Genomic DNA, 13,305 nt, shown 5'->3' with positions numbered 1-13,305 from the left:
CTTGCGCCGGGGCAAGGCTCGGGATGTAATAGGGTAAAACATCACCCGTTCGGCATGCTTCGCACGGGGAATCAGGGAGAGCGGCTCATGCACGGAACCATCGATCTCGCCGGAGATTCTCATCTGCGCGCCGCGCGCGATGCGGCTCAATCCATGCCGCTGGCGGATTTCGATGTCGGCAATCCCGAACTGTTTCAAAACGATTCATTCTGGCCGTATTTCGACCGGCTGCGCCGGGACGACCCGGTGCATTACTGCAGGGACAGCATGTTCGGGCCGTACTGGTCGATAACCAAGTACAACGACATCATGGACGTCGAGACCAACCACGCCGTGTTCTCCTCGGCGTCGTCGCTTGGCGGCATCACCATTCGCGACGTCGCGCCGGACCTGCGCCGCGAAAGCTTCATCGCGATGGACCAGCCGCGCCACTCAGCGCAGCGCAAGACGGTGGCGCCGATGTTCACGCCGACGCACCTGGACCAGCTCGCTATCAACATCCGCAAGCGCTCCGCCGAATGCCTCGACAACCTTCCGAAGAACGAAACGTTCGACTGGGTCGATCAGGTCTCGATCGAGCTGACCACGCAGATGCTCGCCGTGTTGTTCGACTTCCCCTGGAAAGACCGCCGCAAGCTGACGCGATGGTCCGACATCGCGACCACGATTCCGCATCATGGTGGCCTGGTCGAGACCGAGGACCAGCGGCAGGCCGAGTTGTTGGAATGCGCGACCTATTTCGCAAGACTGTGGAAGGAGCGCATCAACCAGCCGCCGAAGAGCGACCTGTTGTCGATGATGGCGCATAGCGATGCTACGCGCGACATGGACCCGAAGAATTTCCTCGGCAATCTGATCCTGCTGATCGTCGGCGGCAACGACACCACCCGCAACACGCTCTCGGGGAGCGTCTATGCGCTGAACAAGAATCCGGATCAGTACCGCAAGCTCCGCGACAACCCCGAGCTGATCGACAGTTTCGTCCCCGAAGTGATCCGCTGGCAGACGCCGCTGGCGCATATGCGCCGCACCGCGCTCGAAGACATCGAATTCCGCGGGCGTCAGATCAAGAAGGGCGACAAGGTCGTGATGTGGTACGTCTCGGGCAACCGCGACGAGGAGGTGATCGAGCGTCCCTACGAGTTCATCATCGACCGCGCCCGCCCCCGCACCCACCTTTCCTTTGGTTTCGGCATCCACCGTTGCGTCGGGATCAGGCTGGCGGAATTGCAACTGAAGATTATCTGGGAAGAAATCCTCAAGCGGTACGATAATATTGAAGTGATCGGTGAACCGAAGCGGGTATATTCGAGTTTCGTCAAGGGCTACGAGACCCTGCCGGTCCGCATCGCCGCCTAGCCGCGCTCACGCTCACCCGGGATGATCGAACCATGAACGTTCAAACTGCCATCAGAGCCGACAAAAAAGAGCTGCTGCGCGCCGCGCGCGAGGAGGCCTATTCGACGCCGCTGAAGGACTTTCATCCCGGTGCGCCAAAACTTTTCCAGAACGACACGCTGTGGCCGTGGTTCGAGCGGCTGCGCAAGGAAGAGCCGGTGCACTATTGCGAGAATTCGCCGATCGAGCCCTACTGGTCGGTCACCAAGTACAACGACATCATGCATGTCGACACCAATCACGGCATCTTCTCCTCCGACTCCACGCTCGGCGGCATCTCGATCCGCGACGTGCCGCCCGGCTACGACTATCCGAGCTTCATCGCGATGGACCAGCCGCGGCACTCGGCGCAGCGCAAGACGGTGTCGCCGATGTTCACCCCGACGCATCTGGACGAATTGGCAAAACTGATCCGCGCGCGCTCGCAAAAGGTGCTGGACAATTTGCCGCGCAACGAGACCTTCAACTTCGTCGAGCGCGTCTCGATCGAACTGACGACGCAGATGCTGGCGACGCTGTTCGATTTCCCCTGGGAGGAGCGGCGCAAGCTGACGCGCTGGTCCGACGTCTCGACCGCGCTGCCCAAGAGCGGCGTCGTGGAGTCGCCCGAGCAGCGGCGGCGGGAGATGGACGAATGCTACGCCTATTTCTCGAAGCTGTGGAACGAGCGCGTCAACGCGCCGCCGAAGAACGACTTGCTGTCGATGATGGCGCATAGCGATGCGACGCGGCACATGGACCCCGACAATCTGATGGGCAACATCATCCTCTTGATCGTCGGCGGCAACGACACCACCCGCAACACCATGAGCGGCTCGGTGCTGGCGCTGAACGAGCACCCGGAGCAGTATCAGAAGCTGCGCGACAATCCGGCGCTGATCGATTCCATGGTGCCGGAAGTGATCCGCTGGCAGACGCCGCTCGCCCATATGCGCCGCACCGCCTTGGTCGACACCGAGATCGGCGGCAAGAAGATCAAGAAGGGCGACCGCGTGGTGATGTGGTACGTCTCGGGCAACCGCGACGAGGAAGGCATCGAGCGACCCGACGAATTCATCATCGACCGCGTCCGTCCCCGCACCCATCTGTCGTTCGGCTTCGGCATCCACCGCTGCGTCGGCATGCGGCTGGCCGAGTTGCAGCTCAAGATCGTGTGGGAAGAAATGCTGAGGCGTTTTGACCGCATCGAGGTGGTCGGCGAGCCGAAGCGGGTCTATTCAAGCTTCGTGCGCGGCATCGAGCAGTTGCCGGTGCGCATTCCGGGGTGAGCGGCGCGCGCAATCTCGTCTGATCACTACAGGCCGCAAAAGAAAAAGCCGCCCAAAGGCGGCGTCCACATTCGAACCTGATGATCGTGGATCAGGCAGAGATCACTGCTGGCTGTGTCTTCCGGAAATATCCGGAAAGCAGAACACCCGTCTTCCCCCACTTCAATATGTAGCGCACAAGGGGCTTGCTTCAAGACCCCGGTCATCCCGTAGAACCGCCGACCGAAGCCACAACCTACGGGGGTCACGAAATGAGTGCATTTGCTGTCGGCGCGCCGATCGCGCAGGGCCGGGTTGATCGCAGCCGCGAAAACGACCGGCGTGTGGCGATGACCGAGCATGCGGTGGTCATCGTTGGCGGAGGCCCGACAGGGCTGATGTTGGCCGGCGAGTTGGCGTTGGCTGATATCGACGTCGCCATCGTCGAGCGGCGCCCTAACCAGGAGCTCGTCGGCTCGCGCGCGGGCGGTCTGCACGCACGCACCATCGAGGTTCTCGATCAGCGCGGCATCGCCGACCGGTTCTTGTCGCAGGGACAGGTGGCCCAGGTCGCAGGCTTCGCCTTGATCCGTTTGGACATCAGCGACTTTCCCACCCGGCACAATTACGGGCTCGCGCTGTGGCAAAACCACATCGAGCGCATCCTCGCCAGCTGGGTCGAGGAGCTGGCGGTGCCGATCTACCGCGGACGTGAGGTGACTGATATCGCGCAGGATGACAGCGGCGTCGATGTCGCGCTGGCCGACGGAAAGTACCTGCGGGCGAAGTATCTCGTCGGGTGCGACGGCGGACGCAGTCTGATCCGCAAAGCAGCCGGCATCGACTTTCCAGGCTGGGATCCGACAACCAGCCACCTGATCGCCGAGGTCGAGATTGCCAAGGAGCCGGAATGGGGCATCCGCCACGACGCCCGCGGCCTTCATGGCCTGAGCAGGCTGGAGGATGGCGGGCCGGTGCGGGTCATGGTGACCGAGCAGCACCTGGGATCCACCAGCGAACCCACCTTGCGCGATCTCAGCGAAGCGCTCATCGCTGTCTTCGGGACCGACTATGGCATCCACAGTCCGACCTCGATCTCCAGATTCACCGATATGACCCGGCAGGCGGCGTCCTACCGCAAGGGACGCGTGCTGCTGGCTGGCGATGCCGCGCATGTGCACTATCCCGCGGGCGGACAGGGCCTCAACATCGGCGTGCAGGATGCCGTGAATCTGGGATGGAAGCTGGCGCAGGTGGTCAAGCAGACGTCGCCGGAAAGCCTGCTGGACACCTATCACGCCGAGCGCCACCCGGTCGGTGCCCGCGTGCTGCGCAACACGATGGCGCAAGTCGCGCTGATGCGTCGCCCGGACGACCGCGTCAAGGCCTTGCAGGACACCATGTCCGAACTCCTCGGCATGGACGATCCGCGCAAGCGGTTCGCCGCGATGATGTCCGGTCTGGACATCCGTTACGACCTCGGCGAGGGACATCCGCTACTCGGACGCCGCATGCCTGATCTCGACCTGGTCACCGCCGACGGTCCGCTGCGAGTGTTCACTCTGCTGCACGGTGCCCGCCCCGTGCTGCTCGACCTCGGTCATCCCGGCCGCATCGATATCACGCCGTGGGCGGATCGAATCCAGCTCATCAGCGCCGAATATGCCGGTGCGTGGGAGCTGCCAGCCATCGGCATGGTTGCCGCGCCCACCGCCGTGTTGATCAGGCCCGACGGATATGTCGCCTGGGTTGGAGAGCAAACTGAGCTCGGGCTCGCTGACGCGCTAACGACGTGGTTCGGACCGCCTGCCGCAACGTAGCTGCATCGGTTTTGCCGCGACCTCTCGCTGATCGGGCGGCCCGCCCATGTCCGCCCCTGTGAACGGTTTCGGATGCCGGCCGCTTGAGAGACGGCGCGGCGTATTCGGCGGCCGACGTCCGAAAGCCTTCACACAACCAGACATCGACAGCTTCCTCCACGAACCGTATTGTGAACTCAAATCCGTGTCTGGCGCGTTGGCAACCTGTCCCAGGCCAGACTTCTCTACCCGGCACCGGGATCTTTTGGGAATCTAGCGATGATCAGCGTTTCGACTGCTGTGGCTTTCGGTGTGCTGGCGTTTTCTATGGCGCTATCGCCGGGTCCCAATCTTATGTATCTCGCTTCGCGTGCGATCTGCCAGGGTTATAGAGCGGGATTCTCATCTCTCGCCGGTGTGTGCACGGGGATGATGGCCTATGTGGTTGTTACGGCGCTTGGGCTTTCAGCTATTTTTGACACCGTTCCGATTGCATACGACGTCGTGCGGACGCTTGGAGCGCTCTATCTCGTTTGGTTAGCTATCAAGGCCTTTCGTACTCCCTCAAGGCAACTCGCTACCTCAGAAGTTGCGCCGGAGCCATTTGCTGTTCTTTTTCGTCGAGGGCTCTTCACCTGTATCCTGAATCCCAAGTTGGTCCTGATGTACGGGGCTCTATTGCCGCAATTCGTCCAAGTCGAGCAAGGCAATGTTTTGTGCCAGACGGTGCAGCTAGGCCTTCTTCAGGTGATTGCAGCGGCGTGCGCACACAGCTGCGTGATCCTCGGAGCTTCGCGGGTTGCCGCAATCTTTTGGAAAGCCTCCAATTTCGCTCGGCTGCAGCGCTACATTCTCGGATTCTCGTTGCTGGCGGTTGCTGCCAAGCTCGGCCTGGAGCGTCGTCCAGCCTAGTGATGGATGTCACCTCGGTTGGGTATACTAGTCCGCTTTGGGTCTCGAATGCGGACGTCGCTGCCGACAACGTTCGAATCCCCTTTGTGCCAGGAAGAGCATCGCCATCTCGTTTGCGCAGGTTCGACAACTCCATCGGATGAGAGTGCACAGTCGCGTCGGGTAGGAACTGCGACCGAACTCAACTGCCCATTGACAAAAAAATTTGTCAATGTACGTTACCGCCATGATCGATATCGAAGTGATCAGCGAACCGGCGGTTGCGGTTGCCGCTCTTGACCCTATCCGAAGCGCGTTGTTGGCCGAACTTGCAGAGCCCGCGTCGGCGGCGATCCTGGCAACGCGCCTGGGACTGCCTCGTCAGAAGGTGAACTATCATTTGCGCGCGCTCGAAGCCTGCAGGTTGGTCGAGGTCGCGGACGAACGGCAGTGGGGTGGATTGACCGAGCGGCTTTTGGTGTTGTCGGCCAAGTCGTTCGTCGTTTCGCCGGCGGCGTTAGGCGCGGTCGCAGCCGATCCGAAGCGGAGCAAGGATCAACTCGCGGCCAGCTATCTGATCGCACTCGGTGCCCGGATCGTTCGCGAAGTCGGCGATCTCTGGAAACGTGCGCGGAAAGCCGACAAGCAGCTTGCGACCTTGTCGATCGATACAGAGATTCGCTTCGCCTCCCCCGCTGCCCGCGCCGCGTTCACGCGCGAGCTGACACAAGCCATCACCGAGTTGGTCAGCCGCTACCACGATGCGAGCGCTTCGGGCGGCCGTAACCATCGATTGGTGATCGTGTCTCATCCCTTGCCTCAAACGTCTCACTGAAAGGACAGACCATGCCCGTAAAGAAGGAACCGTCTGGCCGTCGCAGCGTCGAAGCCAAAGTTGAGGTCCCCGGCACACCCGAAGAGGTGTGGCAGGCGATTGCGACAGGTCCCGGCATCTCGTCGTGGTTTGTGCCGACGACGTTGGACGAGAAAGTCGGCGGCAATACCAAATCGAGCTTTGGCCCGGGAATGGATTCCGAGGCTAAGATCACCGCTTGGGAGCCGGCCAAGCGTTTCGTCGCCGAAGCAGAGGGAGGACCTGGCACGGTTGCCACCGAGTGGACCGTCGAAGCCAAGGACGGCGGCACATGTGTGGTCCGGGTCGTTCATAGCTGGTTCGCCAATACGGACGATTGGGATGGCCAGTTCGAGGGACACAGCTACGGCTGGATCGCGTTCTTCCAGAACCTGCGGCTCTATCTGGAGCAATTCCGTGGGCAACAGTCGACGACCGTGGCGCTTTCCGCGATGTCGAACGAGCGCGATGCCTGGAGCCGCTTGGTCAGTCCGCTGGGATTGGCTGACGCAAGCGCCGGTGCGCGCTTTGCGACACCGGCTGGAGTGCCAGAGCTACGCGGCATCGTAGAGAACGTCAGTCCTCCGCAATGGCCAGGGCTGCAATTGCGGCTCGAACATCCCGCACCCGGCATCGCACATCTCTTTGCCATGCCGATCGGAGGGCCGATTCTGCTGACGGTCCGTCTCTACCTCTACGGAGACGCCGGGCGCGCCGTGGCCAATCAAGTCGAGGCCGATTGGCGGCGTTGGTTTGATCGTCAATTTCCACCACAGACGTAGTGGCTGACGGTGATGGCCATTCCGGCAAGCCACTAAGCGGCGTTAGCAAGTTGGCGCGACATGGATAGGATGGCGAGCACGGTCTCGGCCGGCTCCAGTGTCGGGTGAAGATGCGTGCCTTGCAGTCTTATTACCGGCCATCCGCGGCGCTGCGCTTCCAACGTTGCGTGATCGTAAATGGGCGAGCATTGAATGAACCCGGCCGGAACGTGGTCCCAGCCGGCGCGCGTTCCAATTACGAAATTCGATAAACGAGACATGAAGTTCAAAGATCTGCTTACCGGGTTCATCAGACGGCGCATTCTGCATCACGCAGCGGAACATGAGATCTACGGTCAATGGATCATCGATGAACTCGCCCGTTGAGTAACGGGTAAAGCGTGCCGGGACTGAGCGCGCACCCGGCCGAACCATTTCCGACTCGAAGGAGGCGGCAAGAATCGTGGGCGCTTGCTACTTGTCCGTGCTGGCAAACGCGGTTTCGAGGACGTCGCCGATCGGCTGCCAGGTGCGGCCGTCGAACTGAACGAGCCGCATATGCTTGATCGGCCGGAAATTCCAGGGACCGGTGCTGATCTTGATGCCGGGCAGCAGAACGGAGCCCTGATAATCCTTCAGCGCCGCGGCCTGTTTCATGACGTTCTCCCGCGATAGATCATCGCCGCACTGCCTGAGCACCTGCGCCAGAGTCTCGGCGGCTGCGTAGCCGAACATGGCGGCGCTTTCGTCATGGCCGCCGGCGCGACGATAGTTTTCCAGGAACGACTGCCAGTCGGCGCCAGACTGGTCGTCCTTCCAGGCCGGATCGTTGGCGTCCTTCAGATAGGCAGCGGTAGTCACGCCCACCGCGTTCTCGAGACCCGCGGGTTTCAGCCCTGTCCCGATTGAGGAGGCCATCTGATTCATGATGAACACGGGACGCCAGTCGAGGCTCGCCGCCAGGCGGATAACTTTTGCGGCGTTTTCGGGTACGCCCGCGAACACGAGAATTTCGGCGCCCGATCGCTTCAGGATCGATACATGCGTATCCAGATGTTCATCCCTGAGATCATAGGCGATACCGACCCTGATCATCCGCGCGACGGGACCGAGGCCGTCCTCCATCCCCTTGATGACCTCCCGGCCGAAATGATCGTTCTGCCAGAGAACAACGATCCGCTTGCCCGGATAGAACGCCTGAATGTAGTTGGCGTAGATGCGTCCCTCCTCCCGGAACGAGGGCTGCCAGCCCATGGTCCATGGAAACAGCGAGGGATCGCTGAGATGATCGTCTCCGGAAGCAACGAACAGTTGGGGAAGCTGGCGTTCGTTGAGATATTTGCGGACCGCAAAATTGCCCGGCGTTCCGAACGAGCCGAACATTAGAAGCACGTTGTCTTCCTCGACGAGCTTGCGCGTCAGGCTAAGGGCGGAAGCAGGATCGGATTTGTCGTCGTAGGAGATGAACCGCACCTTGCGGCCGTTGATGCCACCGCGCGCGTTGAGCATCTCGAAATAGGCTGCTTCGGCCTTGCCGATCGCCCCGAAGATCTCGAGGCTCCCGCTATAGGGCATGAGATTGCCGATGCGGATTTCGTCATCGGTCACCCCCTCCAGCCGCAGCCGCTCCGAAATTGCGCCCAGCGAGGCAACGGCTACAACGATCGCCAGCAGGATCCGGAGGAGCGTGTTCATGGCAGGAACTCCACCTGAGACAGGGGCGTCAGATTTCAAGTCTGCTGAGTTAATCGCTTGATCTGAATCCATGACCAGCCACTTCCCGGTGGGGGATCGGCTGCTCGGGCATCTTATGAGGCTCCGCGAGGGCTGCAATTGCCAGAAGCGGTCATTTCGATCAATTGCCTGCGAACAAAGCGGTGACAGGAACAATGGCGTCAGGCTGACTGCTCGGCAAAAGCCGTCGTGTGGTTGCGATGCATCAGCCGAAAAAAGCCCTTTGCGACGGTTAGTGCCAGCAGGCTGCCCCGCCCCTATACAATTGCGGCATGACAGAAGTAGCCAGATGAGAATGCCGCGCCCGACCGTTTTGTCCTAAGCCAAGCCTCAAGGCCCTCGCATCGGCTCAGGCGAGCTTGATGTCCCAGAGGCCCTCTTCGCGGCAGGCGATCAGTTCGTCGCGGAGCAATTCGGTGACTAGCGCAATCGCAGTCGAGCCGGGATGATCGATGGGAGACGCAAGGGTCAGTTCGCGCATCGGCGACGGTTTTGCTATCGCCGCGGTTTCCAGCCGGCCGCCGGCTACTTCCTGGCGCACCGAGGACGGCGGCAGCAGCGTGTATCCCAGCCCTTCCTCGACGAGGCTGGTCAGCACGCGGAAGGAATCGGCCTCCAGCTTGACGTCGAGCTTGATTTTCTTCTTCGCCGCCGCCTGCTCGATCAGCGCACGGAGCCCATGCGAATGACTGGGCAGCACGAGGCGCTGCCGCAGCAGCCAGCCGATATCGACCTGCTTTCTCTCGGACAGCCCGCTGCCGCACGGTCCGACGGCGACAATGGGATCGCGGCCGAGGCTTTGTACGGAAAGATGCAGGTCGCTCGACGGCCCGTAGATCAGCGCCAGGTCCATTTCGCCGCGGTGCAGCCATTCGGTCAGATGGCCGCTGTAGCTTTCGACAATGCAGAGCGAGATGCCCGGATACTTGTCGACCGTGCGCCGCGCGAGCCGCGCCGAAATCACGTAGCTCACGGTCGGCACCAGCCCAAGCACCACCCGGCCCGAGGGCGGGCCGCCGGCGGACTGGATCTCATCGCGCACCTGGTCGATCTGCCGGACGATGCCGGCGGTGCGCGCCAGCAGCAGCCGGCCCGCGTCCGTCAGCACCATGCCCCGACCGTTCCGCGTGAACAGCTCGGCCCGCAGTTCATGCTCGAGCAGCTTGATCTGGCGGCTCAGCGCCGGCTGCGCCACCCGCAGCGTATCGGAGGCCTTGCTGAGGCTGCCGAGCTCCGCCACGCAACTGAACGTCCTGAGCTGCCGGATATCCATTGCTTGCCAATCTTCGAAGACAGGTTCATACGCTATAACAATTCAGCATAGGTGCCTTGCCGTCGTTTCACAACGGCCCGCATCCTTAAGCAATTGACATCAACCCGCATCCATCGCCAGAAAACCCAATGACCGCACAAGAACAACAAGACGAATTCCACGACATCCGCGACGCCGTCGCAAAGCTCTGCGCCCAGTTCCCCGGCGAATACTGGCGCAAGCTCGATCGCCAGATGGCGTATCCGAAGGAGTTCGTCGATGCGCTCACCGAGGCCGGGTACCTCTCGGTGCTGATCCCCGAGGAATATGGCGGCTCCGGGCTGAAGCTGTCGGCCGCGGCCGCGATCCTGGAAGAGATCCAGCGTGCTGGCTGCAACGGCGGCGGCTGCCACGCCCAGATGTACACGATGGGCACCGTGCTGCGGCACGGCAGCGATGCGCAGAAGGCGAAATACCTGCCCGGGATCGCCAGCGGCAAATTGCGCCTGCAGGCGTTCGGCGTCACCGAGCCGACCAGCGGCACCGACACCTCCTCGCTGAAGACTGTCGCCAGGCGCGACGGCGACCACTACATCGTCAACGGCCAGAAGATCTGGACCAGCCGCGCCGAGCATTCCGACCTGATGATCCTGCTCGCGCGCACCACGCCGAAGGAGCAGGCCAAGAAGCGCACCGACGGGCTTTCGGTGTTCATCGTCGACATGCGCGAGGTCAAGGGCAAGGGGCTGGAGATCCGCCCGATCCGCACCATGATGAACCACGCCACGACCGAAGTGTTCTTCACGGATATGCGGGTGCCGGCCGAAAACCTGATCGGCGACGAGGGCAAGGGTTTTCGCTACATCCTCTCCGGCATGAACGCCGAGCGCATTCTCATTGCGGCCGAATGCATCGGCGACGCCAAATGGTTCATTGCAAAAGCCACCGCCTATGCCAAGGAGCGCGCCGTGTTCGGCCGTCCGATCGGCCAGAACCAAGGTATCCAGTTTCCGATTGCAAAAGCCTACGCCGCGATGCGTGCGGCGGAGCTGATGGTGAAGGAAGCCACCCGCAAATACGAGGCCGGGCTCGATTGCGGCGCCGAGGCCAACATGGCCAAGATGCTGGCGGCGGATGCGTCGTGGGAGGCGGCGAACGCCTGCGTGCAGACCCATGGCGGGTTCGGCTTTGCGGAAGAATACGACGTCGAGCGCAAGTTCCGCGAAACGCGACTCTATCAAGTCGCACCGATCTCGACCAATCTGATCCTGTCCTACGTCGCCGAGCACGTGCTCGGCATGCCCCGCTCCTACTGAGAACAGAAGATGCTGCCGTTAGAGGGATTGATCGTCGTCTCCGTCGAACAGGCGGTTGCAGCCCCGTTCTGCAGCTCCAGGCTTGCGGACGCCGGCGCGCATGTCGTCAAGGTCGAACGCCCCGAGGGCGATTTCGCCCGCGGTTATGACGCCGCCGCCAAGGGCCAGAGCAGCTATTTCGTCTGGCTCAACCGCGGCAAGAATTCGCAAGTGATCGACCTCGCCACCAAAGAAGGCCGCGCTGAACTCGAAGAGCTGATCGCAAGCGCCGACGTGCTGCTGCAGAACCTCAAGCCCGGATCGATGGACAAGCTCGGCTTCTCGCTGGATCGCCTGAAGAAGGATTATCCCGCGCTGATCTGCTGCACCATCTCCGGCTATGGCGACGAAGGCCCCTACGCCGACCGCAAGGCCTATGATCTGCTGATCCAGGCCGAGAGCGGACTTGCCTCGATCACCGGCGGCCCCGAAGGCCCGTCGCGCGTCGGCATCTCCGTCGTCGATATCGCCACCGGCGCCACCGCGCATGCCGCGATCCTCGAGGCGCTGATCGCGCGGGGCCGCACCGGCAGGGGCGCCGATATCCGGATCTCGATGTTCGACGTGATGGCGGACTGGATGGCGGTGCCGCTGATCAATTCGGAAGCCGGCAATCCGCCAAAGCGGATGGCGCTGGCCCACCCCTCGATCGCGCCCTATGGCGTGTTCAATTCCAGGGACGGCAAGGGCATTCTGATTTCGATCCAAAGCGAGCGCGAGTGGAAGAAGCTCTGCGCGGAAGTCCTGGATCAGCCCGACCTGCCCAATGATCCGCGCTTTGCCAACATGGTCGAGCGCGTGCGCAACCGCCAGCTCACCGACAAGGTGGTCGCCGACAGTTTTGCCGCGATGATGCGCGCCGAACTCTTAAAGCGCCTCGACGAGGCCGACATCGCCTTCGCCGAGGTCAACAGCATGGCTGACCTCTCGGTGCATCCACATCTGCGCCGCATCGAGGTCGACACGCCGAACGGCAAGGTGAGTTACGCCGCCCCCGCCGCGATCTTTGTCGGCGAGGAACGGCACTATGGCGCGGTGCCCGCCATCGGCGATCACGTCGAACTTCCCAAAGCTCCCCGTAACAAGAGCCGCCAGTCATGACCGAAGCCCTCAACCTCGATCATTTGCGCCAATGGATCGGCCGCAGCGCGGAAGCGTCAGACATCGTCACCGCGCAACTCGTGAAGGGCCTGCGCGCGACGCTATTTCAGGAAATCGGCGACCCGAAGCCCGGCGATGCCGCGCCGTGGACCACGCATTGGTGCCTGGCGCAGCCGGTATTTCCGATGTCGCAGCTCGGTCCCGACGGCCACCCGACCCGCGGCGGCTTCCTGCCGCCGGTGCCGCTGCCGCGCCGGATGTGGGCCGGCGGCGAAATCGAATTCCTCCAACCGTTGCGCGTCGGCGATGAATCGACGCGCACATCGCGCATTTCAGACGTGACGATGAAGACCGGCTCGACAGGCGTGCTGTGCTTCGTTTCCGTCGATCACACCATCACGACGCCGCGCGGGGTTGCGATCCGCGAACGGCAGGACATCGTCTATCGCGACATGGGGAGCGCTGCCCCCGCTTCGCCGCCGAAAGCCGCTCCGCCACCGGTCGCACGGCATCGCGAAACCCATGTCAGCGATCCCGTGCTGCTGTTTCGCTATTCGGCGCTGACCTTCAACGGCCACCGCATTCATTACGATCGTGACTACGCTACCAAGGTCGAGGGCTATCCCGGCCTGATCTTCCACGGCCCGCTGCAGGCCGCCCTGCTCGTCGAGTTCGCCGCCAAGCTGCACGGCGACTCGGCGCCGAAGAAGTTCAGCTATCGCGGCGTGCAGCCGCTGTTCGAAGGCAGCGAGTTCTCGATCAACGCCAATGAAACCCACGCCGGTATGGAGCTGTGGATCGCGAACGCGGAGGGACAGCCGACGATGAAGGGCACGGCTGTGTGGTGATAATTCACCGTCATTGCGAGGAGCGCAGCGACGAAGCAATCCATCTGTCCCCGCGTTGAAGCATGG

Annotated in this window: 13 protein-coding genes; 10 read left to right on the top strand and 3 right to left on the bottom strand. The window is 62.2% G+C overall.

Annotated features, from left to right (window positions below; all coding sequences use genetic code 11):
• Window positions 1-87: 87 nt before the first annotated feature.
• Complete coding sequence (locus V1278_RS08665; RefSeq protein WP_334380321.1) at window positions 88-1,359, top strand: cytochrome P450; 1,272 nt, start codon at window positions 88-90, stop codon at window positions 1,357-1,359.
• Window positions 1,360-1,391: 32 nt separating this feature from the next.
• Window positions 1,392-2,666, top strand: coding sequence for a cytochrome P450 (locus tag V1278_RS08660; protein ID WP_334380320.1), 1,275 nt, complete (start codon window positions 1,392-1,394; stop codon window positions 2,664-2,666).
• A gap of 26 nt (window positions 2,667-2,692) precedes the next feature.
• On the opposite strand, the gene V1278_RS08655 is transcribed toward V1278_RS08660, so the two are convergent.
• On the bottom strand, window positions 2,693-3,007 hold the full coding sequence (locus V1278_RS08655; RefSeq protein ID WP_334380319.1) for a hypothetical protein: 315 nt from the start codon (window positions 3,005-3,007) through the stop codon (window positions 2,693-2,695).
• Here V1278_RS08655 and V1278_RS08650 point away from each other — a divergent pair.
• The 5 genes from V1278_RS08650 (at window position 2,996) to V1278_RS36850 (ending at window position 7,336) form a co-directional block, all read left to right on the top strand.
• Window positions 2,996-4,465, top strand: coding sequence for an FAD-dependent monooxygenase (locus V1278_RS08650; RefSeq protein ID WP_334380318.1), 1,470 nt, complete (start codon window positions 2,996-2,998; stop codon window positions 4,463-4,465). The two genes, V1278_RS08655 and V1278_RS08650, sit on opposite strands and share 12 nt — an antisense overlap.
• Window positions 4,466-4,723: 258 nt before the next feature.
• Window positions 4,724-5,356, top strand: coding sequence for a LysE family translocator (locus V1278_RS08645; RefSeq protein WP_334380317.1), 633 nt, complete (start codon window positions 4,724-4,726; stop codon window positions 5,354-5,356).
• A 226-nt stretch (window positions 5,357-5,582) separates the two neighbouring features.
• Window positions 5,583-6,170, top strand: coding sequence for a helix-turn-helix domain-containing protein (locus V1278_RS08640; protein WP_334380316.1), 588 nt, complete (start codon window positions 5,583-5,585; stop codon window positions 6,168-6,170).
• A gap of 11 nt (window positions 6,171-6,181) precedes the next feature.
• The gene (locus V1278_RS08635) at window positions 6,182-6,970 is read left to right on the top strand and encodes an SRPBCC family protein (RefSeq protein WP_334380315.1); all 789 of its coding nucleotides are present in this window, start codon (window positions 6,182-6,184) and stop codon (window positions 6,968-6,970) included.
• A 192-nt stretch (window positions 6,971-7,162) separates the two neighbouring features.
• Window positions 7,163-7,336, top strand: a complete 174-nt coding sequence (locus V1278_RS36850; RefSeq protein ID WP_442893673.1) for a hypothetical protein — start codon at window positions 7,163-7,165, stop codon at window positions 7,334-7,336.
• An 87-nt stretch (window positions 7,337-7,423) separates the two neighbouring features.
• On the opposite strand, the gene V1278_RS08625 is transcribed toward V1278_RS36850, so the two are convergent.
• On the bottom strand, window positions 7,424-8,644 hold the full coding sequence (locus tag V1278_RS08625) for an ABC transporter substrate-binding protein (protein ID WP_334364802.1): 1,221 nt from the start codon (window positions 8,642-8,644) through the stop codon (window positions 7,424-7,426).
• A 388-nt stretch (window positions 8,645-9,032) separates the two neighbouring features.
• The gene (locus V1278_RS08620; protein ID WP_334364803.1) at window positions 9,033-9,956 is read right to left on the bottom strand and encodes a LysR family transcriptional regulator; all 924 of its coding nucleotides are present in this window, start codon (window positions 9,954-9,956) and stop codon (window positions 9,033-9,035) included.
• A gap of 128 nt (window positions 9,957-10,084) precedes the next feature.
• Between V1278_RS08620 and V1278_RS08615 the strand changes: the two genes are divergently transcribed.
• The 3 genes from V1278_RS08615 to V1278_RS08605 are packed head-to-tail and all read left to right on the top strand — an operon-like array spanning window position 10,085 to window position 13,239.
• Window positions 10,085-11,251, top strand: coding sequence for an acyl-CoA dehydrogenase family protein (locus tag V1278_RS08615; protein WP_334380314.1), 1,167 nt, complete (start codon window positions 10,085-10,087; stop codon window positions 11,249-11,251).
• Window positions 11,252-11,260: 9 nt separating this feature from the next.
• A complete protein-coding gene (locus V1278_RS08610; RefSeq protein ID WP_334380313.1) occupies window positions 11,261-12,391 on the top strand; it encodes a CaiB/BaiF CoA transferase family protein in 1,131 nt (376 codons plus the stop codon).
• Window positions 12,388-13,239, top strand: coding sequence for an FAS1-like dehydratase domain-containing protein (locus V1278_RS08605; RefSeq protein WP_334380312.1), 852 nt, complete (start codon window positions 12,388-12,390; stop codon window positions 13,237-13,239). Before V1278_RS08610 ends, V1278_RS08605 begins: the two co-directional genes overlap by 4 nt.
• Window positions 13,240-13,305 lie beyond the last annotated feature (66 nt).

This window comes from Bradyrhizobium sp. AZCC 1577 (assembly GCF_036924575.1).
Lineage (GTDB): Bacteria > Pseudomonadota > Alphaproteobacteria > Rhizobiales > Xanthobacteraceae > Bradyrhizobium.
The sequence above is the reverse complement of the archived record's forward strand: the minus strand, read 5'-3'. Positions and strand labels throughout refer to the sequence as shown.